The organism is Rhizobium leguminosarum bv. trifolii WSM2297, from assembly GCF_000271845.1.
Map to the genome: position 1 here is coordinate 1,773,269 of NZ_JH719393.1, position 25,630 is coordinate 1,798,898.

Annotated in this window: 20 protein-coding genes; 10 read left to right on the forward strand and 10 right to left on the reverse strand. The window is 60.8% G+C overall.

What is annotated here, in order from left to right:
- Positions 1 to 62 precede the first annotated feature (62 nt).
- From RLEG4DRAFT_RS62595 to RLEG4DRAFT_RS62605, 3 genes are read left to right on the forward strand one after another with little or no spacing between them, the layout of a single operon-like run.
- The gene (locus RLEG4DRAFT_RS62595; protein ID WP_003575949.1) at positions 63 to 1,088 is read left to right on the forward strand and encodes an ABC transporter substrate-binding protein; all 1,026 of its coding nucleotides are present in this window, start codon (positions 63 to 65) and stop codon (positions 1,086 to 1,088) included.
- Entirely contained in the window at positions 1,085 to 2,125 is a 1,041-nt protein-coding gene (locus tag RLEG4DRAFT_RS62600; RefSeq protein WP_003575948.1) for a FecCD family ABC transporter permease, read from the forward strand. Before RLEG4DRAFT_RS62595 ends, RLEG4DRAFT_RS62600 begins: the two co-directional genes overlap by 4 nt.
- Positions 2,122 to 2,883 carry an ABC transporter ATP-binding protein gene (locus RLEG4DRAFT_RS62605; protein WP_003575946.1) on the forward strand — a complete coding sequence of 254 codons (762 nt, stop codon included), beginning with the start codon at positions 2,122 to 2,124 and terminating at the stop codon, positions 2,881 to 2,883. Before RLEG4DRAFT_RS62600 ends, RLEG4DRAFT_RS62605 begins: the two co-directional genes overlap by 4 nt.
- 18 nt (positions 2,884 to 2,901) lie before the next feature.
- Here RLEG4DRAFT_RS62605 and RLEG4DRAFT_RS62610 read toward each other — a convergent pair whose 3' ends face one another.
- The gene (locus RLEG4DRAFT_RS62610; protein WP_003575945.1) at positions 2,902 to 3,369 is read right to left on the reverse strand and encodes an Lrp/AsnC family transcriptional regulator; all 468 of its coding nucleotides are present in this window, start codon (positions 3,367 to 3,369) and stop codon (positions 2,902 to 2,904) included.
- Between the two features lie 150 nt (positions 3,370 to 3,519).
- On the opposite strand from RLEG4DRAFT_RS62610, the gene RLEG4DRAFT_RS62615 reads away from it, so the two are divergent.
- Complete coding sequence (locus RLEG4DRAFT_RS62615) at positions 3,520 to 4,695, forward strand: amino acid aminotransferase (RefSeq protein ID WP_003575943.1); 1,176 nt, start codon at positions 3,520 to 3,522, stop codon at positions 4,693 to 4,695.
- Positions 4,692 to 6,320, forward strand: a complete 1,629-nt coding sequence (locus RLEG4DRAFT_RS62620; RefSeq protein ID WP_003575941.1) for a thiamine pyrophosphate-dependent enzyme — start codon at positions 4,692 to 4,694, stop codon at positions 6,318 to 6,320. The genes RLEG4DRAFT_RS62615 and RLEG4DRAFT_RS62620 overlap by 4 nt, the downstream gene beginning before the upstream one ends.
- Positions 6,321 to 6,326: 6 nt before the next feature.
- Here the strand turns inward: RLEG4DRAFT_RS62620 and glgB are convergent, their stop codons facing one another.
- Genes glgB through RLEG4DRAFT_RS62635 form a run of 3 tightly spaced genes read right to left on the reverse strand, consistent with a single transcriptional unit; the run spans position 6,327 to position 15,043 of the window.
- Positions 6,327 to 8,537, reverse strand: coding sequence for a 1,4-alpha-glucan branching protein GlgB (glgB, locus tag RLEG4DRAFT_RS62625; RefSeq protein WP_003575939.1), 2,211 nt, complete (start codon positions 8,535 to 8,537; stop codon positions 6,327 to 6,329).
- On the reverse strand, positions 8,534 to 11,815 hold the full coding sequence (treS, locus tag RLEG4DRAFT_RS62630; protein WP_003575937.1) for a maltose alpha-D-glucosyltransferase: 3,282 nt from the start codon (positions 11,813 to 11,815) through the stop codon (positions 8,534 to 8,536). Before treS ends, glgB begins: the two co-directional genes overlap by 4 nt.
- A complete protein-coding gene (locus tag RLEG4DRAFT_RS62635) occupies positions 11,816 to 15,043 on the reverse strand; it encodes an alpha-1,4-glucan--maltose-1-phosphate maltosyltransferase (protein ID WP_003575936.1) in 3,228 nt (1,075 codons plus the stop codon).
- 238 nt (positions 15,044 to 15,281) lie between these two features.
- Between RLEG4DRAFT_RS62635 and RLEG4DRAFT_RS62640 the strand changes: the two genes are divergently transcribed.
- The 4 genes from RLEG4DRAFT_RS62640 to RLEG4DRAFT_RS62655 all read left to right on the forward strand — a co-directional run bounded on the left by RLEG4DRAFT_RS62640 (position 15,282) and on the right by RLEG4DRAFT_RS62655 (position 17,763).
- Positions 15,282 to 15,638: a hypothetical protein gene (locus tag RLEG4DRAFT_RS62640; protein ID WP_003575935.1), complete on the forward strand. Its 357-nt coding sequence runs from the start codon at positions 15,282 to 15,284 to the stop codon at positions 15,636 to 15,638.
- 70 nt (positions 15,639 to 15,708) lie between these two features.
- Complete coding sequence (locus RLEG4DRAFT_RS62645) at positions 15,709 to 15,963, forward strand: hypothetical protein (RefSeq protein ID WP_003575934.1); 255 nt, start codon at positions 15,709 to 15,711, stop codon at positions 15,961 to 15,963.
- A gap of 118 nt (positions 15,964 to 16,081) precedes the next feature.
- Positions 16,082 to 16,963 (forward strand): MBL fold metallo-hydrolase, encoded by an 882-nt coding sequence (locus RLEG4DRAFT_RS62650; protein ID WP_003575933.1) that lies wholly within the window; start codon positions 16,082 to 16,084, stop codon positions 16,961 to 16,963.
- A 26-nt stretch (positions 16,964 to 16,989) separates the two neighbouring features.
- A complete protein-coding gene (locus tag RLEG4DRAFT_RS62655) occupies positions 16,990 to 17,763 on the forward strand; it encodes a phosphotransferase enzyme family protein (RefSeq protein WP_003575932.1) in 774 nt (257 codons plus the stop codon).
- Here the strand turns inward: RLEG4DRAFT_RS62655 and RLEG4DRAFT_RS62660 are convergent, their stop codons facing one another.
- The 4 genes from RLEG4DRAFT_RS62660 to RLEG4DRAFT_RS62675 form a co-directional block, all read right to left on the reverse strand.
- On the reverse strand, positions 17,764 to 18,810 hold the full coding sequence (locus RLEG4DRAFT_RS62660; protein ID WP_037093267.1) for a magnesium and cobalt transport protein CorA: 1,047 nt from the start codon (positions 18,808 to 18,810) through the stop codon (positions 17,764 to 17,766). It abuts the gene before it with no gap.
- A gap of 177 nt (positions 18,811 to 18,987) precedes the next feature.
- Positions 18,988 to 19,497, reverse strand: coding sequence for a GNAT family N-acetyltransferase (locus RLEG4DRAFT_RS62665; protein WP_003575930.1), 510 nt, complete (start codon positions 19,495 to 19,497; stop codon positions 18,988 to 18,990).
- 3 nt (positions 19,498 to 19,500) lie between these two features.
- On the reverse strand, positions 19,501 to 19,785 hold the full coding sequence (locus RLEG4DRAFT_RS62670) for a DUF1778 domain-containing protein (RefSeq protein ID WP_003575929.1): 285 nt from the start codon (positions 19,783 to 19,785) through the stop codon (positions 19,501 to 19,503).
- A gap of 98 nt (positions 19,786 to 19,883) precedes the next feature.
- Complete coding sequence (locus tag RLEG4DRAFT_RS62675) at positions 19,884 to 20,591, reverse strand: DUF4272 domain-containing protein (RefSeq protein WP_003575928.1); 708 nt, start codon at positions 20,589 to 20,591, stop codon at positions 19,884 to 19,886.
- Between the two features lie 201 nt (positions 20,592 to 20,792).
- On the opposite strand from RLEG4DRAFT_RS62675, the gene RLEG4DRAFT_RS62680 reads away from it, so the two are divergent.
- On the forward strand, positions 20,793 to 22,676 hold the full coding sequence (locus RLEG4DRAFT_RS62680; protein ID WP_003575927.1) for a methyl-accepting chemotaxis protein: 1,884 nt from the start codon (positions 20,793 to 20,795) through the stop codon (positions 22,674 to 22,676).
- Between the two features lie 66 nt (positions 22,677 to 22,742).
- Here RLEG4DRAFT_RS62680 and RLEG4DRAFT_RS62685 read toward each other — a convergent pair whose 3' ends face one another.
- Together RLEG4DRAFT_RS62685 and RLEG4DRAFT_RS62690 are read right to left on the reverse strand one after the other, a co-directional pair.
- Entirely contained in the window at positions 22,743 to 24,194 is a 1,452-nt protein-coding gene (locus RLEG4DRAFT_RS62685; protein ID WP_003575926.1) for an NCS1 family nucleobase:cation symporter-1, read from the reverse strand.
- Positions 24,195 to 24,320: 126 nt separating this feature from the next.
- Positions 24,321 to 25,475, reverse strand: a complete 1,155-nt coding sequence (locus tag RLEG4DRAFT_RS62690; RefSeq protein WP_003575924.1) for an alpha/beta hydrolase — start codon at positions 25,473 to 25,475, stop codon at positions 24,321 to 24,323.
- Between the last annotated feature and the right edge of the window lie 155 nt (positions 25,476 to 25,630).

A 25,630-nucleotide genomic window follows, 5' to 3' on the forward strand; every position in this document is an offset into this window, starting at 1 on the left:
TTTTCCGGCCGTTTCTGAGGCTATACGGCGGCCGCAGACACTTCACGCACCGGGATTTCTACGTGACCAGCCTCAAAACACTTCTGGCCGCTTGCGGCCTCTACGCCCTGATCGGCCTTGCCGCAACCCCGTCTCTGGCCGGCTCGACCACCTACCCGCTGACGCTCGAAAACTGCGGCGCTGAGGTGACCTTCAAGACGGCGCCCGCGCGGGCGATCGGCCTCGGCCAGAACAGCGCGGAAATCCTGCTGCTGCTCGGCCTTCAGGACAAGATCGTCGGCACCGCCTTCTGGCCGAGCAAGGTGCTGCCGCAGCTTGCCGAGGCCAATGCCAAGGTCAAGCTTCTGACCGTCGAGATGCCGACCTTCGAATCGATGCTCGCCGAAAATCCCGACTTCGTGGCGGTGGCATTGCCGAGCCTGGTCGGCCCGAACAGCAAGATCGCCAAGCGCGAGGATTTCGACAAGGTCGGTGTTTCAACCTATCTTTCGCCGAGCACCTGCCTCAGCACCAAGGACGTCAAAGATCAGTACGGCAGCCGCGGCGCGCTGTGGAACATGGATCTCCTCTACAAGGAGATCGACGAACTCTCTGAGATTTTCGACGTCGCCGATCGCGGCCAGGCGCTGATTGCCGATTTCAAGGCGCGTGAAGCCAGGCTCCGCGGGAGCGTTGCCAAGGGCGGCCAGAACCTGTCCTACGTCTTCTGGTTCTCCTCCCCCAGCCCGTCGGCCGATGCCTATGTCGGCGGCAAGAACAGCGCTTCCGGCTTCATCGCCGATCTGCTCGGCGGCCACAATGCGATATCAGCGGAAGCGGAATGGCCGACCGTCGGCTGGGAAGGCATCATCGCCGCCAATCCCGACGTCATCGTCGTCGCCAATCTCGACCGCAACCGCTGGGAGCTCGACAAGCCCGAGGCCAAGATCAACTTCCTGAACACCGATCCGGCCGTCAGCCAGACCCCGGCCGTCAAGAACAAGGCGCTCGTCGTCATGGACGGCCAGGCGATGAACCCGACGATCCGCACGATCTACGGCGCCGAGCAGGTGGCCGAGCAATTGAAGGCTCTCGGTCTCCTGAAGTGACCGACGCAGGCCGTCTCTTCCGGCAGTTGGGAGCAGTCATCGCACTGCTTCTGGTTTCCCTTTGCCTCATCGCGATCGCCATTGGCGTCAGCGTCGGGATCGGCGACCTGCCGATCCCGCTTGCGACCACATTTTCGGCCGTCACCAACCGGCTCGGATGGACCGCGGTCGAACTGAACCGCATCCACGAGACGGTCATCTGGGATTATCGGCTGAGCCGGGCGCTGGTCGCCGCCTTCTGCGGCGCGGGGCTGGCGCTGTCGGGCGCCATCATGCAGTCGCTGCTGCGCAACCCGCTTGCCGAACCCTATGTGCTCGGCATCTCAGCCGGTGCCTCTACCGGCGCCGTGGCGATCGTCATCCTGGGGCTCGGCGCGGGTGCCGTGTCTCTGTCATCAGGTGCATTCGCCGGTGCCTTTGCCGCCTTCTTCTTCGTGGCGCTGCTGTCGAACGGCACGCGCGGCGGCGCCGACCGTACCATTCTCGCCGGTGTCGCCGCATCGCAGCTCTTCAACGCCTCCACCTCCTATATCGTCACCACCTCGGCCAATGCGCAGCAAGCCCGCGACGTCATGTTCTGGCTGCTTGGCAGTTTCAGCGGTGTGCGCTGGCCGGAATTCGCGCTGGTCTCGATCGTCGTCGGCTTCGGCCTTGCCGCCTGTCTGTTCTATGCTCGCGTGCTCGATGCCTTCGCTTTCGGCGACGAGGCGGCATCCTCGCTCGGCGTCAATGTCGGCCGTGCGCGCATGGTGCTCTTCGCGTTGACCGCGATGATGACGGCGACGATCGTCAGCATGGTCGGCTCGATCGGTTTCGTCGGCCTTGTCGTGCCGCATGTCGCCCGCTTTGTCGTCGGGCCGCTGCATATCCGCCTGCTGCCGGCCTGCGCCATCGCAGGGGCGATCTTCATGGTGCTCGCCGACATTGCAGCACGCGCCCTCATTCCCGGCCAGATCCTGCCGATCGGCGTCGTCACGGCGCTCGTCGGCGTTCCCTTCTTCTCGATCATCCTCTACCGGTTCCAGCGCGCGTCATGAGCATCAAGGCCGACAACCTCATCTGGAAAATTGGCAGGAAGACCATTCTGGACGGCGTTTCCCTGGAGGCACAGCCGGGCCGGATGCTCGGCCTGCTCGGTCCCAACGGCTCCGGCAAGACCTCGCTGCTGCGGCTTCTCGCCGGCTTGAAACGGCCACACTCCGGCCGTGTCACCCTCGACCGAAACGATATCTGCAGCATCAGCCGCCGCTCGATCGCCCAGCGCATAGCCTTCGTCGAACAGCACGCGACGACCAATGCCAATCTGAAGGTCGTCGACGTCGTCAAGCTCGGCCGGTTCCCGCACCGCTCGATCTTTTCAGGCTGGACAAGAGCCGACGATGAGGTGGTCGAAGCGGCGCTCGCACGCGCCGGCATGGCGGAGAAGCGCGACGATCGCTGGCAGAACCTGTCGGGCGGCGAAAAGCAGCGCACCCATATCGCACGGGCGCTCGCCCAGTCGCCGCAGGAGCTGATCCTCGACGAACCCACCAACCATCTCGATATCCAGCACCAGATCGGCCTGATGCGCCTCGTCTCCGGCCTGCCGATTACCAGCATCGTTGCCATGCACGATCTCAACCATGCCGCCATGTTCTGCGATGAGCTTGTCATCATGCAGCAGGGCAGGATCGTCGCCTCGGGCGCGCCTGAGGATGTGCTGAGCGAGACCCTCCTGCGAGACGTCTTTTCCGTCGAAGCCCGCATCGAAGCCTCGCCCTATCATTCCCGCCCGCACATCCACTATCTCAAATGAGAGCGGCCGGAGCCGCTCTCACGTTACGATCTGCAGCGGCAAGGCTGTGGTCTTTTTGATCGTCTTCAGAACGATGCTCGACTTTACCGAGGCCAGATTGTCGGTGACCCGGATCATTCTTTCGAGAAACTGGCTGAGATGGTCGAGGTCACGCGTCATGACCTTCATCAGAAAGTCAGCGTCCCCCGTCTGCGAATAACACTCCAGGATCTCCGGCGCAGTCTCGATGAAGCGGTGGAGCCGCTCGTTTCCGCCTTCCGTATGCGCGCGCAGGCTGACGAGGGTATGAGCGACCACGGCAAAACCCAGTTTTGCAGGATTGAGGATGGCCACGACAGTCTGGATGTACTGTTCGTTGCGCAGTCTTTCCAAGCGGCGTGCGCATTGTGTCGCGGAGAGATTGACCTTCTGCGACAACTCACCCTGCGTCACCTCGCTGTTTTGCTGGAGTGCGGCAAGCAATTTGATATCGAACTGGTCGAGCATGGGCACCCCAGCAAAGGAGAATTTCAGCACAGTATAGCCAAATCACGCAGAATGTCTGCATTCACACGCCGAATTGGGCGGATAATCGCAGAAAATCGCCACAGGCGTTCAGTTAATCTCCAGCCATAGGGATAAAACGGAGGTGAACTTGTGTTCGAGAAACTGAATAACCGGCCAGCCGACAGCCTGCTTGCCCTCATCAAGGCCTTTCAGGCCGACGAGCACGCCGGAAAGATCGACCTCGGCGTCGGCGTTTATCGCGACGCCATGGGCCGAACGCCGGTGATGCGTGCCGTCAAGGCGGCCGAGCAGGTTCTACTCGAGACCCAGGACAGCAAGAAATATTTGGGCCCGGAAGGCGATCTGCAATTCGTGCGGCTGCTGCAGCCCATCATTTTCGGCAAATCGCCGAAGTTCAATCACCGTCTTGTCGGCATTCAGACACCGGGCGGAAGCGGCGCGCTACGTCTCGGCGCCGAACTCATCCAGACGGCAAATCCATCGGCAAAGGTTCTATTGGGGGCGCCGAGCTGGCCGAACCACGCGCCGATCTTTTCCTCGGCGCGCCTGGCCGTGAAGGACTACGCCTTCGTCGATCTGACGTTACAGCAGGTCAAATTCGACAGCGTCATCGACGCCTTGTCTTCCGCTGCGGAAGGCGATGTCGTGCTGCTTCACGGTTGCTGCCACAATCCGACCGGTATCGATTTCACCATGGAGCAGTGGCGCCAGATTACCGAACTCCTCGTTGCGCACAGGTTGGTGCCGTTCATCGATCTTGCCTATCAGGGGCTGGGCGACGGTCTCGAACCGGACGCCGCACCGACGCGCATGATCCTCGAAGCTGTCGATGAAGCGCTGATCGCCTATTCCTGTGACAAGAATTTCGGTCTCTACCGCGAGCGCGTCGGCGCGCTCTATATCATGACCCGCAATATCGACGATATCGGCAAGGCTGAAAGCAACATGGCAGCGCTCGCCCGCGTAAACTGGTCCATGCCGCCCGATCACGGCGCCGCGATCGTCAGGACCATTCTCGAGAGCCCGGAAATGTCGGCAATGTGGCGCGCCGAACTCGAAGAGATGTGCCAGCGCGTCAACGGCAACCGCGCCGCGCTCGCCGCCGCTGCCCCCGATCTGGCGTTCATTCGACAGCAGCGCGGCCTGTTCTCCAATCTCTCCATGTCGAAAGAAACGGCCGGAGCCCTCCGCGCCAAACATGGCATCTACATGGCCGATTCCGGCCGTATGAACCTTGCGGGCATGCAGCCGGCCGATGCCGACGCCATCGTCACCGCACTTCGCGCTGAAGGTTGCTTGAAATGAGCAAAAAAGAAACGACCGGCCAGGCGATGACCCGTTCGCTTGTCGGCCATGGGATCGACACGGTGTTCGGCATCCCAGGCGCCCACATGTATGATTTCAACGATGCCCTCCACGGCGCTCGCGACAAGGTTCGGTTCATTCACACCCGCCACGAACAGGGCGCCGGATATATGGCCTATGGCTATGCCAAATCCACCGGCCGGATCGGCGCCTATACCGTCGTCCCCGGTCCGGGCGTTCTCAATTCCGGTGCGGCTCTCTGCACCGCTTATGGTGCCAACGCGCCGGTGCTTTGCATTACCGGCAACATCATGTCCCACTTGATCGGCCAAGGCAGAGGACAGTTGCATGAACTCCCCGATCAACTTGCCACGATCCGCGGCATTACCAAGACGGCGGCGCGCATCAATCACCAATCCGAAGCCGGTCCTGTCATGGCCGAGGTCGTCAGCAAAATGCTTTCTGGCCGCCAGGGTCCGGGAGCGGTCGAAGCTCCCTGGGACGTATTTGGCCAATCCGGCCCCGAGGTCGATCTTCCCGTCGGTTCGAGAGCGCTCCATCCGGCCGTCAACCCCGATCAGATCGCTGCCGCAGCGGCACTGATATCGAGCGCCAGCAATCCGATGATCATGGTCGGCGGCGGCGCGGCGGATGCCGGGGCAGAGATCGCCGCTCTTGCGGAACTGCTGCAGTCGCCCGTCACCTCCCATCGTTCCGGCAAAGGCATCGTCGCCGACGACCACCCGAACTACCTGAACTTGGTCGCCGCCTATGAATATTGGAAGCACACCGACGTTTTGATCGGGATCGGCAGCCGGCTCGAATTGCAGTTCATGCGATGGAAATGGCTTCCCAATGATCTCAAGATCATTCGCATCGATATCGATCCGACCGAAATGGTCCGCCTTAAGCCTGGTGTTGGCATCGTCGCCGATGCCAAGGCCGGAACGCAGGCTCTGATCGATGCACTGACTGGTTCCCGGCACGAGGATCGCACCCGCGAATTCGCCGAGCTCAACAAAGAGGCTAGATCCCGGTTCTCAGAAGTGCAGCCGCAGCTTGCCTATCTCGATGCCATTCGCCAGGCTCTTCCAAGAGATGGCTTTTTCGTCGAGGAGGTCTGCCAGATGGGCTTTACCGCCCGTTTTGCCTTCCCCGTCTACGGCCCGCGCCAATATGTGACATGCGGCTATCAGGACAATCTCGGTTTTGGCTTCAACACGGCCTTGGGCGTAAAGGTCGCCAATCCCGACAAAGCCGTGATCTCGGTTTCGGGCGATGGCGGCTTCATGTTCGGCGTTCAGGAACTTGCCACTGCGGTCCAACACAAGATCAACGTCATCGCGATCGTCTTCGACAATTCGGCCTATGGCAACGTCCTGCGCGACCAGAAACAGGCGTATGAGGGCCGCTATCTCGGTTCGGATCTCACCAATCCGGACTTTGTCGCACTTGCCGAGAGTTTTGGCATTCGAGCATTCAAGGCGGCGAGCCCCGGAGAACTGAAAACCACGATCGAGAAAGCCCTGTCTCTGGACGAACCGGTTCTTATCGTGGTTCCGATCGAAAAGGGATCCGAGGCAAGTCCCTGGCCTTTCCTCCATCCGGCGCCGCACGCCGAATGATTCCTATCAAGGCGACGGTCCCTTGAGAAAGACCGTCGCCAGTGGCGGCAGGGTCAGCGACAGGGAGACGGGCCGGCCGTGGGCGGGGATGGGTTCGCTCGACAGCGCGCCGTTGACGAGGCCGGAGCCTCCATATTCGCGGGCATCCGTCGTGATCCGCTCGATCCACACACCGTCCTGCGGGACGCCGATCCTGTAGCCGTAACGCGGCACCGGCGTGAAATTCGAAACGACAAGGACGGATGACGTGCGGTCCTTGGCATAACGGAGCATGCCGAGAACGGAATTGACAGCATCGTCGGCAGCAGCCCATTCGAAGCCCTCGGGATGAAAGTCGCCGAACTGCAATGCCGGCTCGTCGCTATAAAGCGCGTTCAGATCCTTCACCAGCCGCTGAACGCCGACATGCTGAGGCCGGTCCAGCACATCCCAGCTTACCGAAGCATCGTGGTTCCACTCGCCCGGCTGGGCGATTTCACTGCCCATGAACAATAGCTTCTTGCCAGGATGTCCCCACATGAAGCCGAGATAGCTGCGCAGATTGGCAAATTTCTGCCACTCGTTACCCGGCATTTTCGTCAGCAGCGAGCCCTTTCCGTAGACGACTTCATCGTGGGAAATCGGCAGCATGAAGCGCTCGGAATAGGCATAGATCATGCCGAAGGTCATCGTGCCGTGGCTGTAGCTTCGGTAGATGGGATCCTTCTCGATATAACTAAGGCTGTCATGCATCCAGCCCATGTTCCATTTGATGTCGAAGCCGAGGCCGCCCTGCTCCGGCGGCTTCGTGACGCCAGGCCAGGCCGTTGATTCCTCGGCAATCGTCATCGCATGCGGGCAGCGCTCGTGAATGATGCTGTTCAGGTGCTTGAAGAACTCTACCGCCTCCAAGTTCTCACGTCCGCCATATTGGTTGGGAATCCATTCGCCCTCATTGCGGCTGTAGTCGCGGTAGAGCATCGAGGCGACGGCATCGACGCGCAAGCCGTCGACATGATAACGCTCGAGCCACTCGAGCGCACTGGCGATCAGGAAGCCCTTCACCTCGTTGCGGCCAAGATTGTAGATCAGCGTGTTCCAGTCACGGTGGAAGCCCTCGCGCGGATCCTCGTGTTCGTAGAGCGCACTGCCGTCAAAGCGGGCAAGCCCCCAGACGTCTGTCGGGAAGTGGGCCGGCACCCAGTCGAGGATAACGCCGAGCCCGGCGCCATGGCAGCGGTCGACGAAATAGGCGAAATCCTCAGGTGTTCCGTATCGGCCGGTCGGGGCAAACAAGCCCAGCGGCTGGTAGCCCCACGAGCCGCCGAACGGATGCTCCATGATCGGCAGCAGCTCGATATGGGTAAAGCCCATGTCACGGGCATAGGGAACGAGCCGCTGGCTGAGCTCGACCCAGTCGAGATGCATGTTGCCGTCCTGCCCCTCACGCAGCCAGGAGCCGACGTGCACCTCATAGACGGACATCGCGCCCTCCAGTCTCGCTTCCCGGGAGCGGCCCTTCATCCAGCCATCATCACTCCATCGAAACGGCGTCGACGATGCGACGATAGAGGCGGTGGACGGGGCCGCCTCGCTGGCTCTGGCGACCGGGTCGGCTTTCTGCGGCAGGCAGGTTCCCCCAGCGTCGACGATCTCGAACTTGTATCTTTCGCCGGGGGCGAGGCGCGGAATGAACAGCTCCCAGACGCCGGCCGACGGCCTCAGCCGCATCGGATTTCGCCGCCCGTCCCAGGCATTGAAATCGCCAACGACAGAGACGCGGCGCGCATTCGGCGCCCATACGGCGAAACGAACGCCCGCAACGCCGTCGATCGACATATCAACCGCACCAAGTGTCCGGCTGAGATCATAATGCGTGCCCTCCGAGATCAGATGCAGGTCGAGCTCGCCGAGCAGCAGGCCGAAACTATAGGGGTCTTCGGTGATCTGCACCGCATCCGGCCATGTGATCCGCAGCCGGTACCCCGCCATGGCGGCTGTCGCGACAGCAAACAGGCCGGAGGGATGAGCGATGCTGAAGGGTGCCACCACCCGACCACTCCCCGCCTCGATGAGGTCGACCGCTTCGGCGCCGGGCAGATAGACCCGCACGACCGTCATGCCGCCGCTCTCATGCGGGCCGAGGATCGAAAAAGGATCGCCGTGGCGTCCGTCGATCAGGGCCCAGAGGGCATCCTGTCCGATGCCCGAGAGAAGTTCCGAGCGCTCAACATTCATGCCGTGACCCCCGCCAGACGCGAGACGATTTCGGTGAGCCCTGACAGCGGAATCGGCAGCCATTTCGGCCGGTTGCGGGCTTCATAGGCGATCTCATAGGCGGCCTTTTCGAGAAGAAAGGCATCAAGAACCCTCCGTCGTTGATCGGGTGGCATGTCAAGCGCCTTCGATGCCGAAACGGCCTGCGAATAGGCATCGAGAAACGCCTCTTCCGCCTGGCGCCCGAAGCGTGCGATGGCCTCGCGTCGGACTTCGTTCTCGTGTTCGATGACGGCATCGTTATCCAGCTTGGCGGTGGCGACGAGATAACTCAGTGACCTCAAAAGCCCGGCGACATCGCGCAGCGGATTGGTCTTGGCACGGCGCTCAGCCAGGTTCTTCGCGGGCTCGCCCTCGAAATCGATGATGACGGCATCGCCCTCGCTGACAAGGATCTGGCCAAGATGGAAATCGCCATGCGTGCGCGTCATCAGCGTATGGCGGGCGCTTTCCGCGAGCGTCGCGGCGAGTTCGACCAGTTCAGCCTGGCGCTCCAGAAGCGGCGCGGCGAGCAGGTCGATCGCCGGATCGGCATTTTCCTCGCGTTCGGCAAGCTTCGACATGGCATAGGCGACTTCGCCGGCGACCGCCTTCTTTATCGCCTTGACCTCAGCGTCGCCGGCGACAACCGGGCTGAAAGCTTGGTCTTCTGTCTCCCCGGCGAGCACCACGTGCAGTTCGCCGAGCCTCATGCCGACCATTGCGACGAAGTTGATCAGCGGCTGGAAAACGTCGTCGCCCGGCTGCACGGCCGGGTCGTTCAGCACGAGTTCGTCTGCCCCGCGGCGCAAATTGTTCAGCATCCAGTTCCAAGCGTCGCCCTGATTGCGGATCGCGCCCTGGACGATGATCAATGTCGATCGGCGTCCGCTGGAGTCCGTGTGCGCGACCTCGCCGAGCAAGGGCGCCGTGTGATCATAGCCGGCGCGGGTGAGATAACGCGTCATCTCGACCTCCGGATGGATACCGGGAAAGATGTGCCTGATCAGCTTGATCATCGCGAGATCGCCGACGATCAGCGAACTGTTGGACTGCTCGGCCGAGAGCCAATGGACCGGAAGGTCGTCTGTGACGGCGAGACGGTCGAGCCGTTCCGTGCCGAGAAATTCAAGCGTGCCGGTGCGGCCGGTGATGCGCGAGCGGTCGCCAAGTCCGCGCAGGATGCCCCGCGCCATCGCCTCCACGGCAAATCCGTCCGTCAGGAAGCCGACGCGTCTGCCCTGACGAACCCGTCCAAGGGCAAGCTGCTGGGTCAGCACGGATGGTTGCGCATCGTCCCAGGCGACCGCCAGCGGCAGCTGATAGGATTCGCTATGGTTCGGCAGCACGGCCTCCAGTTCACCGAGAACGATCCCGTCGGCAAACGGGATCGGCGTTGTAGAGATCAGACGCGCCGACTGCAGCGGCTGGTCCTTCGCCCCGAACCACCGCCGCTTCGCGAGATAGGCAGGCAGAATTTCGGCGCTGAGGACGCGTGCAAGCTTGGGTTCATCGACAAGATCGAGCAGGCCGCGGCGGATGACCATCGTCATCAGATCGGGAAGCTGCTCCGGCGGCGCGGTGCGCCATGCCGGTGGATCGGCATCTGCCTCCAACTGGAACCAGAAGAAGCCGTAGGGCGGCAATGTCAGCAGATAGGTCAGCTGGCCGATCGGCGGAAAAGGCGACATGCCGGTCAGTTCGATCGGCACGCGGCCCTCGAAACTCGACAGATCGAGTTCCACCGCTTGGGGCAGTCGCGAGAGGTTTGCGACGCAAAGCAGGGTTTCCCCTTCATATTCCCGGAGATAGGCGAGGATCTTGCGGTTTTCGGGTGCGAGGAAGCGCAGCGAGCCACGGCCGAAGGCCGGATGCCTGCCGCGCAGCGCCAGCATCTTGCGCGTCCAGTTGAGCAGCGAATGCGCATCCGTGCTCTGCGCCTCGACGTTGACGGCCTCAAAACCGTAGAGGGGGTCGGCCACCGGCGGCAGGACGAGACGCGCCGGGTCTACCCTGGAAAAGCCGCCATTGCGGTCCGGAGACCATTGCATCGGCGTTCTCACCCCATCCCGATCGCCGAGATAGATATTGTCGCCCATGCCGATCTCGTCGCCGTAATAAATCACCGGCGTTCCCGGCATCGAGAGAAGCAGTGCGTTCATCAGCTCGATCCGCCGGCGGTCGCGCTCCATCAGCGGCGCCAGGCGCCGCCTGATGCCGAGATTGATGCGCGCGCGCTTGTCGGATGCATAGGTCTCCCAGAGATAGTCCCGCTCCGCGTCGGTCACCATTTCCAGCGTCAGTTCGTCATGATTGCGAAGGAAGATCGCCCATTGGCAGTTGTCGGGAATCTCCGGCGTCTGCCGCAGGATATCGGTGATCGGAAACCGGTCTTCCTTGGCGATCGCCATGTACATGCGCGGCATCAGCGGGAAGTGGAACGCCATGTGGCATTCGTCTCCCTCGCCGAAATATTCGCGCGTGTCCTCCGGCCATTGATTGGCCTCGGCCAGCAGCATCACGCCGGGATGGGTGGCGTCAAGGGCGGCACGGATGCGTTTGAGGATCGAGTGGGTTTCGGGCAGGTTCTCGTTGATCGTGCCCTCGCGCTCGACGAGATAGGGGATCGCGTCGAGCCGGAAACCGTCGATGCCGGTTTCCAGCCAGAAGCGCATCACCTTCAGCAGTTCCTCCATGACCAGCGGGCTGTCAAAATTCAGGTCGGGCTGGTGGGAATAGAAGCGATGCCAGTAATAGGCGCCGGCCACCGCATCCCATGTCCAGTTGGATTTTTCCGTATCGATGAAGATGATGCGCGTTTCCGGGAATTTCTGATCGCTATCCGACCAGACGTAGAAGTCGCGCTCCGGCGATCCCGCCGGCGCCTGCCGGGCGCGCTGGAACCAGGGATGCTGATCGGAGGTGTGGTTGATGACGAGCTCGATGATGACGCGGATATTGCGCTGATGGGCAGCGTCGACGAAAGCGCGGAAATCCTCCATCGTCCCGTAGTCGGGGCTGACATTGCCGTAGTCGGCGATATCGTAGCCGTCGTCGCGCCGCGGAGAGGGAAAGAAAGGCAGCAGCCAGATGGCGTTAACGCCAAGTGCTGCGATATGGTCGAGCTTGGCGTGCAGGCCGGCAAAGTCGCCGACCCCGTCGCCATTGGCGTCGTAGAACGACTTGATGTGCAGCTGGTAGATGATCGCATCCTTGTACCAGAGGAGCTGCTCGGTGCCATCGGGGTTAATCGTGTCCATTCATGCCTCCGCTGCTCGAACGCGCCAGATCGCAAAGGGCAGGATCTCAGGGTTCAGGCTGACATTCTGCCGTTTGCCGGTCCATTTGAAACGATGCCCGCCGACCAGATCCTCGGCATCCAGCGCACCGCCGTCGCCGAGCGACCAGTGCCAGAGCGGCAGTTCGACATCGCTTTGCTGGAAATTGTGGGGGTCGAGACTGATGGCGATCAGCAAGACATTGTCGCGGGCTTTGCTTGCCTTCTCGAAGAACAGGATATTGTCATTCCAGGCATTTAGTAGCGTCAGCCCGAGATGCGAATGCAGCGCGGTGTTCTCGTTCCTGATGCGGTTGAGCATCCTGATTTCGGCGACGATGTTGCCAGGCCGGTCGTAGTCCCAGGCGCGGATCTCGTATTTCTCACTGTCGGCATATTCCTTGCGCTTGGCGTCGGGGCGCCCCTCGCAAAGCTCGAAACCATTATAGACGCCCCACAATCCCGAAAGCGTGGCGGCCAGTGCCGCACGGATCAGGAAGGCCGGCCGCGGTGCGTTCTGCAGAAAATCCGGATTGATGTCATGGGTGTTGACGAAGAAGTGCGGGCGGAAGAAATCCTTCGCATCCGTCTCCGTCAGCTCGCGCATATATTGCTCGAGCTCCCATTTGGCGTTGCGCCAGGTGAAATAGGTGTAGGACTGGGAGAAGCCGATCTTCGCCAGCCGGTACATGACCTTCGGCTTGGTGAAGGCTTCCGACAGGAAAACCACATCGGGATGACGCGCCCTGATATCGCCGATCAGCCATTCCCAGAAGGGAAAGGGCTTGGTGTGCGGATTGTCGACGCGAAACAGCTTGACGCCCTGGTCGACCCAAAGCTGGACGATGTCTCTGAGCTCCACCCATAACGAGGGCACCGCGTCTTTTGTGTAGAAATCGACATTGACGATGTCCTCATATTTCTTCGGCGGGTTTTCGGCATATTTGATTGTGCCGTCAGGACGCCAGTCGAACCAGCCGGGATGTTCCTTCAGCCAGGGATGATCCGGTGACGCCTGGATGGCGAGGTCGAGGGCGATCTCCAGGCCATGCCGGCCTGCCGTCTCGACCAGACGCCGGAAATCCTCGAACTCGCCGAGCTCGGGATGGATGGCATCGTGGCCGCCCTCCTCGGAACCGATGGCGTAGGGGCTTCCGGGATCGTCAGGCCCGGCTTTCAGGCTGTTGTTGCGACCTTTCCGGTTGGTCGAACCGATCGGATGAATGGGTGGGAAATAGAGCACGTCGAAGCCCATGTCGCGGATGGCAGGCAACCTTGCGATGACGTCGTCGAATGTGCCATGCCGGTCCGGATCGCCGCTCTGCGAGCGCGGGAAGATCTGGTACCAGCTGGCAAAGGCGGCGGCCTTGCGCTCGGCATCGACGGCGCTTGCCGCCGAGCGAAGCCGGAACGGCCGCCTGTCGGCCTCGTTCATCAATTCCGATGTCCTGGGATCAAGCAGGATCGCGGTGCGCTCAGTGTCCGTCGCGCGTTCGAGCCGGTCGGCGAGAGTTTTCAATTCGGCGCCCAGCGCTGTGCTGGCCTGCGCTGCAGCCGAACGGACGAGGTTCAGCCCCTCCTGCAGCTCAAGCTTCAGGTCCAACCGGGCATCATTCTTCTTCGTGAGCTCGTAGCGAAAGATCGCAAACAGGTTCTTCCATGCCTCGACGGCAAACTCGTAACGGCCGGTGCGCTCCAGCAGGAATTCGGCGCGCCAGCGGTCGTTTTCGATCAGATGCATCTCCGTCTCGTTCCAGTCCGTCATGGCGTCAAGCGGCCGCCAGAGCAGGACGGCAGCAATCGGGTCGTGGCCGTCGGCGAATATGTCGGCCTCGACAGTGACGATATCGCCGACCACCCGCTTGACCGGAAAACGCCCATCATCGACGCGGGGCTCGATGTTTTCGATGGCAAGCCGCGGCGATGCCGTCGCCTGTCCGATCTCCAAGGCGGGTCTGGATGTGATCGGCGCCGGCGCCTTGCCTTCGATGACCCGCGTCTCCCCTGCCCGCAGACGCAGAGCCGCGCCATCGGCGGCAGTGGGAAGAAAACCGAAGGCCGCCTCGCGAAGTGCGGTCACCGGCGCGGGCGCGCTTCGCCGCAGGTCTCGGTTCAACAGGATGAAGCGCACATTGTCAGCGCTGCGCAGATCCTGCACCTCGGATTGCAGAACTGCCGAGACCGGGCCATTGGCATTGCGGATAAGCCGCAGCGATGAGGCATGCGTATGGTCGGTCCTGGCGATCTCGGTGTTCGCAAGGCGGATTTCGGAAGAAAGATCGAAAGCCAGGTCGTGACGCAGTCCCCGAAGGCCCGACCTGGTCCCATGCGTCGGATCGAGCGGCGTGGCCGCGCCATATTCGAAGCCCATTGGAACCATCAGGCCACCGCCGAGCGAAGCGGCAAGGCGCAAGGCTCTCACGGCTCGCCGCTCGAGGATTTCGCGGCTCTCGGTTCCGTGCGCGATACGCCGCGCGAATGGCGGTTCCGGAAACGCGACCTGCCATCCGAGCGGCTGCTGCACGCGATGCTCGTCGATGAACCATCTCTCGTCGAAATCCCACCAGGCCATCGACGAAAAACAGCCGTTGAAACCCGCCCCCTCGATCCCGCCCCTCACGGCAAAATCGGTGCCGGGTGTCCAAGCGAGGAATTGCGCCTCGGTCTTTTCGCGCACCGCCGAAATCAGTGATTTGAACAGCGCCGGTGCGGCACGATCGATCCCGAGCACCCGGTAGCCGGAGAGACCGAGACCGCTCAATCGCCGCAGCCGTTCGATCCATTCCGCCAACAGCTGCGATTGCCGTTCCGCCCCCATCTCCGTCAGCGGCTCCGCCGGGTCCAGTGGCGAGCGCCTCGGATCGACCGGACGAAAACCCGCCTGAGGATCCCGCGCCTTGCCGTCGAGCATCACGTCCATCATTAACGCAACGCCGCTCTTGCGCCCAGCCTCCGCCAGGCGCCCCACGCCATCCTCGACTGCGCTTCCGAGCTGCAGTTCAGGATCGAGACGGTCGAAATCCCGGGAGATAAAGATGCTGCCTTCCCCACCGCGATCGAAAAAAGGCGCCGTCAGCACATGATCGAAACCGATATCCGCCGCATGGTCGAAAACTTCGCGCCATGAATCGATGCCCTGGAGAAGGAGCGGATTGACAAAATAGATCCGGGGTGGGGCGCTCAACACACCCCCGTTCGCAGAAAATGACATCGGCCGCCGCCTCGAGTTGCTTTTCAGGCAAACTTCCTTCGGCGGTTGTTGTTCCACCGGCAGGGCCAATTCGTGGCTGTACGAAGTCATCAGCCGCATCGGCGCCGGATGACGGAGAGGCTTCATTCGAGCATCAAAGCCATGCGGTGACGCGATGTAATCTTGAGGATCAGTGCCGTATTTGAGTAGTCTTCCAACGTCCCGGGAAAGTGACTCATTTGGCTGTTGAAAGACATCTGTGCTTCGATTGATCCTCTTCATCGCGACTCTGTCGGCTTCCGTCTTATGCCTCGCCTCCTGGAGCATCGAGACGGATCGCTCCACTGAGAACCACCATGGCCTGTTCGAAATCCGCGAGAAAGCGAGGCGCTTTATCGCCCAGGAGAACGCCAAAGGGCGGCAGCAATGGGTCGTATTGGAACCCAACCCGAAGGTACTGGTTCCCCGATGCGCGGTCCCGCTGCAGACCCGATGGACGCCGAAGAGCCTCGGCCGCTCGAAACCGAGTGTGATGGTGATATGCGCAGCCGCCGAACCGAACGCCGTGATGAGCAGTTGGGATGTCGCTGTGCCGGTGCAGGAGAAATCGAATTGAGCGCCCGGTCGATACCCAATGACAAATTGTGTATTTTGCGGATTTTACACATTCAATCGGAGAAGGGACAATGGCCCAAATATTGAGAGTGCCGGCGACCACCTTCTCTCGCAGCTTCGCACGATATCAGGACGAGGCGCTGACTGGAAAGATTATTGAAGTCACAAGCCATGGGCGGGTCATCGGCGGGTATCTTTCTGCAAGCGAGCTTGAACACTATAAGAACCTGAAGCGTAGGGAGCGTGAAGTTCTCATCGTCGGAGAGCTGGACGAGGAGACGATTTCCGACATTGAAAACACTCAATACGGCGTTGCGCCGAAGTGAAGTTTCACAAACCCGCACCTGGCCGGGATCAGATTTCGTTTCTTTGGAAAGAGGTCTAACCCGAACAAGATTTGGTAATCTCGACGAGGTCGCTCCGATTGCAATGAGGCAGCCAAACGTGAATGTATCGGTAGAACTGTGCACCTATCCCGAACTTGACGATCGGATCGTGATCGTTCGGAAGGGGGACGAAGTCGATGCCGTGTTTGTCAGGACAGAGAGATTCAACGTCCTGATCGATACGCTTGCAACGCCGGAGCTATGCCGGACGGCGCTGGACCTGCTTGAAGAAAAGGCTGAAGCTCGCCCGCTGATCGTCATCAATTCGCATATGGATTGGGATCATTTCTGGGGAAATGCGGCCGTTGCCGGCCGCGCTCCGATTATCGCCCATGCCGCAGCACTCGACCGCTTGCGTGACCCCTCTGCGCAAAAAGTTCTGAAGGACAAGGCCAGCCAGGAATCTCGGTTTGGCAATGTCGAGCTCATTGGCCCCGATATCACTTTTACCGGCTCGATGGTTCTCAACGGCGGCGATCTGACGCTCGAGCTCATCCATACGCCCGGGCATACGCCCGACCATATCGCCATTTGGATTCCCGAACTTCGCATCTGCCTGGCCGTCGATGCGGTGGAATATCCTATCCCCGAAGTCTGGAGTAAAAATGCCGAAGACCTTCGTCTGATCCGTTCGTCGCTGGAGCGGATCCGTGATCTCGATGCGAGGCTGGTCATCCCGGCCCATGGCCAGACATCTTCGCCTTCGACGGTGACGGCGAACCTTGCCTATTTCGAATTCCTGGCCGAACGTGTCGATGGGTTGAGCGAAAGCCAGCTAGCGGATGGGCAGCTCAGCCGTTCAAGCGGCTTCCGACTTGACGACCTCGTCGCCATTCCTGCCGGGATGCCTGAGGATACAGTGGCGTTCTACCGGAACTGCCATGAGACCAATCTTGGCGCCACGGTTCAGGCTCATATCGAAAAACGGAAATCCGCATAAAGGGACGATCGGCGGGAGGAGATGACTTGAAACCGTTGCAGGGCGGGCGAACCGGGCAGATCTGGCGCGACGGCGACGCCGTCATCAGACCATCAGGCGCGTGGACGCCGACGGTGCATCGGTTTTTGCGCCATCTCAGGAGCCGAGGCTTTCTGGCGGCGCCGGAGCCCATCGGCATCGCTGGGGGAAATCAGGAGATCGTCAGCTACGTCGCCGGGCGCGTCTGCGAAGACTTGGGTGACCCGTTTGTCGGATCGGAGCGTATGCTGCTATCCGCGGCCAGGCTCCTGCGGGATTTTCATTCGGCATCTCAAGGGTTTCTGGCAACGGATAACGCGGTCCAGACATGGATGCTGCCGCAACAGGAACCGCCCGAAATCGTCTGCCATGGAGATTACGCGCCTTATAACGTCGCCACGGCAGAGCGTGAGGCTGTCGGGATCATCGATTTCGACACCGCGCATCCTGCTCCGCGACTCTGGGATCTGGCCTATGCGATTTACCGCTGGGCGCCGTTGTCCGATCCCTCCCATCTGGGCGTGTCATCAGGCCTCGATGAACAATTGCGGCGCGCAGAAATCTTCTGCGCGGCCTATGGGACAACGGCCATAGAGCGGCAACAGCTCCCGGAGATGATCTGCAGGCGGCTTCAGGCGCTCGTCAATTTCATGCAGGCAAAGGCCTCGGTCGGAGACGAGAACTTCATGGAGGACGTGGCTGCAGGAGACGCCCGGCTGTATCTCGGCGACATAGACTATATCAGTCAGCATCGAGACCAACTGCTGAAAGCGCTCCAATAATCAGAGCCACTTCCTCCGACGGAAGAAGCCGAACAGGCCAAGACACAAGACGCCAATGACGCCGAGCACGACGAAATAGCCATACTGGGTTTTCAATTCCGGCATGTCGCTGAAGTTCATCCCGTAAATGCCGGCGATCGCCGTGGGAACGGCGAGGATCGCCGCCCAGGCGGCGAGTTTGCGGGCAATCGCCGTCTGCTCCGTCTGGCCGATCATCACACTCGCCTCGAAGGCGAAGGCCAGCACTTCACGCAGGGCGTCGATATCTTCCTGAACGCGGCGTACGTGATCGGTCACATCGCGAAACAGCGATTGCAGCGTCGGATCCATGCCGGGAAGATCGATATGCTCATATCGCCGGCAGACGTCGACGAGCGGCACCACGGCATTGCGCAGCCGCAGAAGCTTGCGGCGTAAAAGATAGAGCCGCTCGATGTCCTCCTTTGCCAGCTGTTCGCGCAGCACCAGATCTTCGAGCTTCTCGACCTCCTCCTGCACGACCTCGATGACCGGCATGTAGTTGTCGACGATGAAATCGAGGATGGAATAGAGAATGTAATTCTCGCCGTGGGCCAGTGCGGCCGGCGTCGCCTCGCATCGCTGCCGCACCGCCAGATAGGAGGACGAATCCCCGTGGCGAACCGAGACGACGTACCCGCGACCGACGAATAAATGCGTTTCGCCGAAGACGATTTCGTCATCCCTCATATGGGCGGTTCGGGCGACGATAAACATTGCGTCCCCATAAATCTCCAGCTTCGGGCGCTGGTGGGGCTGCGCCGCGTCCTCGATCGCCAAAGCGTGGAGATTGAACTCGGCCTGAACCTGATGCAACAGCACTTCGTCCGGCTCGTGCAGGCCGATCCAGACGACGGCATTTTCGCGCCCGCGCCATTCACCGGCTTCCTCTATCTTGATGTCGCGGATGCGCTGCCCATGCTGGTAAACGGCGGCAGCCACGACACCCGGCCGTTGTTCGTGCCGTGGTAACGGCGAACCGCTGGCCTGCCGCGCGGAAACACTGTCCAGATCCTTCAACCGTTCCAAAACTGTCATCCTCCCATCCGCGCACGCGCCGCGTCCGGCCCAACGCCGGTCAGGCGTTGCTCCGATCATAATGCTATTTCGTAAAACATTCATCTGCCTCAGCGCGGCGGCTGAGCGGCCCCTGCCCGCCCGGCAAAACCCGAAACCGCCGACCGAAAGAATTTGCCTTCCGCTTGCCTACCCGCCGCGGCCTGACAGCCATGCGCGGATATCCTCCAGGGAGCGAATGAGTATTGAAGAATTACCGCGCGACGGTATGAAACCCCAGCTTTGCCAAAAGCGCTCGGCCTCTTCATCGATCGCCCGGACGATAATGGCGCGTCCGCCTACGATGTCGGCTCCCGCAATACAGCGAAGAAAAGCGTCCTTCACGAGCGCCGATCCGATGCCTTTGCCCTTGTAGCGGCTATCCACAGCCAATTGCCCAATCAAGAGACAGGGAATTGGATCGGGCGGGCGACCGGTTCTAATTCTGCGAGGCACGGCATTGGGCTCGATGACGCTCGGTGCGAGACCGTAGTAGCCGACAACTTTGTCATCGTCGCAAACGACAAAAGTGCGGGTAAATCCACGCTGTTGGTTCGAGCCTGCAAAGTTCTGCAGCCAGAAATCTAAAGATGGCTTGCCGCAAGTGAACCCCTCTAACTTATGACGTCCATCGAGAAGTTCGACATTCGACAGCGCCACCGGTCAGTTTTCCCATGGCGCTTTGCGCTGCAAGCGCTCTGCGACCTTCGGCGGCGGCGCGGAGGGCGTAGCCTCGATTGCCGCAACAAAGGCATCGAAGGCATCCGGAGACAGACGAATGACACTTTCATTCAGGATCGCCGTCTGCGCCTCATGTACAGCAGCACGCCGCATAAACTCCGTGCGGGACAGACCCTTGAGAGCTGCACCGCGATCAATGATTGCCAGATCATCATCGCGAAAACGCATTGAAACCGGTATTTCCTTCCGGGGAACAGCGTTTGCCATGGTTTTCCTCATGAGGCGTCAGGCAATTATATAAGCAAATGTAACGCAGAACGCAATACACCAGAGGTGCCATAACCTCACTGAAATGGCAGCCGCCATCACGTATCCGTGGAAATATCGTCCCAATCCTGATCCATGTAGCCGATCAGCCAGTTGAGGGCGTAGTGCCATTCGTAGACAACGCCCTTGTCCAAGCCGGCGGGCGGCTCTTCGCCTTTCAGTCTTGCGTTCACGGCCGCCCAATCATAGCGGTAGATCAGGTCGGCTGCGTCGAGCAGCTCTTTCTGCGGGCGCAGCCTGGCACGGCGCATCAGACCGTCAGTTCCCAATTCGCGAAGTGTTTTCGCGATGAAGGGGACATCGCAAATATGGTCGGGACGTTCGAGCTCCGGCGAAATCCCGAGCGCCCACAACATCACGTGCACGCCTTCGTAACGCCAGGCAAAGTTTGCGCGGTCCTGGTCAGAGGGATTGGGATCGTCCATGAACGCCTGCTCTTTCGAAGTGAAAAAACCTGCCGCGTCGAACTGCCGGATGAGAGCCTGCCCCATTTCGCGGTCGCCGGTCTCACCTTTCACGGCAACGATCGCAAGCGCGATCGTGCGCTGCACGACGGCCTTGGTATTTCGGCGGGTACTCTCGCTCTCGGGCTCGACGGTCGGCAGATGATCGATCGTCGGCACGCCTTCCAATCGAAGCTGAGCGATAGACCGGGCTTTACGCGCCCCTGCCTCATCGGCGGGTTGCGAGACGGCTGCCTGCACCGGAAGGATCAATGCAACAAGGGCAGAAAATAGGCGCTTCATCGGATATGGCTCCGCTTATCTCTGACGCATCGATAAACATTTCCAACGCTATCGGCACAGGTTTTGCGCAAAAGCGACGTCGGTTTCCGGAAGGGTGGTAAACGGCATTTTACGGATTGAGCAAATCGTTAAATTTTTTCCGATACAAAAGTCCCTAAGCCAGGCCGGTATGAGGCCGGACCGTTCGATCGAGGACTTTCAATGCTTCGCCCAAACATAAAATCAAGTTTGCTGTTGATTTTCAGTGGTATAGCCCTTCTTTTCGGTCTCGTCGCCTATCTCGCGGTCGACGGTCTTCGCAAGACGAACGGTTCCACCGAAGAGATTGCGAGTCATTGGCTGCCGAGCGTTCAGGCTTCGCAGGCGATCAATCTCGCCATGACGAATCTGCGCCTCGCCTATCGTGACCACATCATCGCTCAGTCGGAGGCGGAGAAGAAAACGCGGGAAGCGGCAATCGGAGTTGCCGAGGGTGCGATTCGCAAATCGGTGGACGCTTATCTTCCACTGGCGTCATCCGACCACGAGCGCGAGCTGATCAAAACAATCAAGGAAAGTGTTGAAGGCTACATCGCCAGCAGCTCGCAGCTGCTCGTTCTTTCCCGCGCCAACAAGACCGAGGACGCTGGGCAGTATCTCGGCGGAGGAATGCGCACCTATTCGGACAAGCTCAAGGAAACCACGGCTACTCTGGCCGAATTGGACGTCAGCGGCAGCAATCAGGCTGCCGACCTCAGCAAGGAGACGTTCGCTTCGATAAAATTCTACCTGCTTGCCGCAATCGGTTTTGCGGGATTGCTTGTCCTCGGTGCCGTCGCCTTCGTGCTGACGAGCATCGCCAATCCGATTACCGGCATCACCGCCTCGATGCGACGCCTCGCAGAAGGAGACACGGGTGCCGAGATCCCCTTTGCCGACCGCGCCGACGAGATCGGATCGATGGCGGGGGCCGTGGAGATCTTCCGGCAGGCTGCGATCACGAACAAGCAGATGACCATGGAAGCCGAGGAGAATCGCAACAGGGCGGAAGCCGATCGTATTGCCGCCCAGAGGCAGGCGGAAGCCGACGCATCGGAGCGGTTGCGCATCGCCACCTCGGGTCTTGCCGCCGGTTTGAAGCGGCTCGCTGCGGGCGACCTCGCCTTCCAGCTCAACGAGGCCTTCGCCCCCGACTTCGAGGCGCTGCGTCATGACTTCAATCAGTCCGTTGCCCAGCTTGGCGCGACACTCAGAGGGATTTCCGAAAGCATCGACACGATTGACCAGGGCACTCGGGAGATTTCCTCGGGCGCGGGCGATCTTTCCAAACGCACCGAGCAGCAGGCGGCCTCGCTCGAAGAGACGGCTGCCGCACTGGAGCAGATCACCGCGAACGTATCGAACTCGAGCAAGCGGACACAGGAAACGCGTGCGGTTGCCACCGAGGCAAATCACAGCGCCGGGATCTCCGCGGAAGTCGTTTCCCACGCCGAAGAGGCAATGGAACGCATCGAGACCTCGTCGCGACAGATTTCCAACATTATCAGCGTCATCGATGAAATCGCATTCCAGACCAATCTTCTCGCCCTCAATGCGGGCGTGGAAGCGGCGAGAGCCGGCGAAGCAGGCAAGGGTTTTGCCGTCGTAGCCCAAGAAGTGCGCGAACTTGCCCAGCGCTCGGCAAGCGCTGCCAAGGAAATCAAGGGCTTGATCCTGAACTCCTCGAAAGAGGTGGAAAGCGGCGTTAAGCTCGTGCGCGATACCGGCCAGGCCTTGGCGACGATCGGCAGCTTCATCACGCAGATCAATCAGCATATGGATGCGATCGCAACCTCCGCGAAAGAGCAGTCCGTCGGCTTGAGCGAAGTCAACGTTGCAGTCAACCAGATGGATCAGACGACGCAACAGAACGCGGCGATGGTGGAACAATCGACGGCCGCATCTGAATCGCTGGCTCAGGAAGCCCAGAAGCTTCGCGAGCTCGTCGGCCAGTTCAGGCTCGACGATGCGGCTTCCGGCCAGTCTTCAGCCCTTCGCTCGACGGCGAGAATGATGGCGCAACCAGCTGCCCGTGCCGCGATGCATGCGGTTGCCGCAAGGCGCTAAAACGGACGGCGGCTGGAAATCCGGCATGAAAAAAGCGCCCGGCAATGCCGGGCGCCTTTCATTTCGTCATGCCGCAAAGGCTGGATTGCGCCGGGCGCCCATTCTCAGCACGAAATAGATCGCCCCGCCGATTCCGACGCCGAAGAACCAGCCATAGGTGCCCCACCAATCCGGCAGGATGCTGGTGAAGGTCGGCAGGATCGAGGAGAACAGGGCGCCGACCACAAAGGCGATGAAGGCGTTGCCGTGCCAGCCGTTCTGGAAGCGGAACTCTCCATTCTCGTGGTAGAGCGCCTCGACGTTCAGCTGGCTCTTCCGGATGAGATAGTAGTCCACCATCATGATGCCGAAGATCGGCCCCATCGTCGACCCAATGAAGTTGACGAAATGCGCCGCACCCGTTTCCCAGGGAGCAAACGGATAAAGCACGAGGGCGATCAATGCGGCGATATATCCGCCGCGTTTGAAGTTGATCTGCCGCGGGAAGACATTGGCGAAGTCGAAGGCCGGTGAGACGAAATTCGCCACGACGTTGATGCCGAGCGTGGCGATCGCGAATGTCAGCGCCGCAAGCAGCGCCAGGAACCAGCTTTCGAATTTCGCCGATATCATTTCCGGATGCAGCAGCACCTCGCCGTATACGGTGAAGGCGGCCGTGGTCGTGACGCCTGCGACGAGGCAGAATGCCAGAAGGTTGATCGGCAAACCCCAGAGATTGCCCTTGCGCAGCGCCTTTTCGCTGGTTGCGTAACGCGAGAAATCGCAGAAGTTCAGATAGAGCGCCGCGAAATAGGTGATCCAGGTGGCTGCCACCGCGGCAAGCGCCGCAAATGAGCCGGGCTCGCCCGGCACGCCGGCGTCCTTGGTCTTTTCGATCAGCACGTCGCGCGGGATCTCGGAACCGAAGGAGAAGGTGCCCGACTTGACGACCAGATAGACGGCCAGGATCAGCATCATGATCCAGACGGCAGGACCGGCCCAATCCTGGAACTTGCGAACCGTTTCCATGCCGCGCTGGATGATGAGCAGTTGCAGCGCCCAGACGATGACGTAGCAGATGAGTTCGAGGGTGGAGTGGCCGAGCATATGACTGTTCTGATGGAAGGCGAGCAGGCTCTCGTTGCGGATCAGAAGAGCGACGATCGCACCGGATGCGGCGGCGGTCTGCGCACCGTACCAGAAACAGGCAACCACGGCCCGCACCAAAGCCGGAACGTTGGCGCCGAACGTGCCGAAGGAGGCACGTGCCAGAACCGGAAAGGGTACGCCGGTGCGCACGCCGGCATTGCCGACCAGGCTCATCAGAAGGAAGATCACCAGGGAGCCGATGCCGATGGCGATGACGAAGTTCACGAAGCTGCCGCAGAGCAGGAACAGGCTCGCCGCCAGATAATAGCCCCACAGGCTGTGAACATCAGATGTCCAAACGTTAAAGATACTGAATGCACCCCATTTGCGCTCCTCGGCTGGTGCAAGATCCTCGTTGTATAACGAGGGAGACGGATTTCGTATGCCCATGAATGCCCTCCCATATTCCCTGAGGCCGACTCGACCACAGACGAAAGTCTGCTCCTCATTTGGGCATCTGACAATTTAATAGTCACTTTGTACACAATGCGGAACTCGGATGTACAGACGGCCGATCTATTGCGAGCTAACGGCACGCCCGCCCAGCCGAAATGGACTCGCGATTGCGGCGCCGGCGGCATCGAAGACGAAGGCGCCGACATCACCGGCCGTCGCGCGCCGGCCGTTCTCGAAGGAGGCAAGCTGGGCGCCGAACTTGGCGAGCGAAGCATAACGGTCGTGGCCCAGCCCATCGGACGTCTGGATCGATGTAATGTCGATGACCCGAAGCCGTGCCTTCAGGGCGGTCTCCTCAATGACGGGATCGTCGATATCGAGCCGGCCGACGCGCGGCCGCTCCCCAGCGATGAAGCTCGAGGCCACCAGCGCCCGGTCATCCTTGGAAACGAGAAGGGAGATCGGAATCGGCATTGGACCGATGTCTTTCAGCTGGGACCGGAAGACATCGACGTCGATGTCCGGGGCGGCAAGCACCACAGCCAGTTTGCCGACGATGGCGTCACGATGCTGCAGCTTGAGCTCTCGCACCGCTTCCATCACCAGGAACCCGCCCATGCTGTGCCCGAACAGGATGATGCGCTTCACCTTGGTCGATGCCGAGAGCGATGTGACGAGGGAATCGAGTTCGCTGCGCGAGGCGAGCGCGGCGTCGCGGTCGGCGACATATCCGGCGACGGATGCTGCCGAAGGCCAGGAAAACAGGATCGGAGCACCCGGGATCTTCGCATCGGCGGCGATCTGGGCCGTGCGGTAAAGCGCCTCCTGGTAACTGTAGTTGTAGCCATGGACGAAGATGCCGACTGTCCCGTCCGGTTGCACGGAGGCGAGCGCCTGCTGCACGAAAGCATCCCTAGGCAATTGCTTGCGCTCAGTGACGGCAAACTGCCGTTCGGGATCCGGCCTCGCCTTGGGATAGGTGATCACAGTATCCTTCCTGCCGGGAGGAACCGAAAACGCGTATTGCTCATAGGTCAGCTTCTCGGCCCATGCACTGCCGAACCCGCCCCGCACGCGATCGGGGGTTCTGTTGGTCGCAACGAGCACGCTTACCCTGTCCGGAACCGCTTCGGAATGAAGTGGCTCGCTGAGATGAACAGGCGTCAAGACCTCAGGCGATGGCCTGGTGGCGCAGCCTGCAAGCATCGCCAGGCTTATCGCGACGATGATAGTCGGGACGGCCTTCGGCAGCCCCTGGGGATACTCTTTCGTCATCGATCCGCTCCCGTGGAGATCAATGGCATTTGGGCGCATGGCTCCGCCCGTCTCGCCATCCGGCATGTCTTTCCCGCCCTGGTGTGGGATGGCATCGCCTTCGCCATCCCACTCATTTCACCGCGGCCCGTGTTGCAGCGACCGCCGCGGCGGCC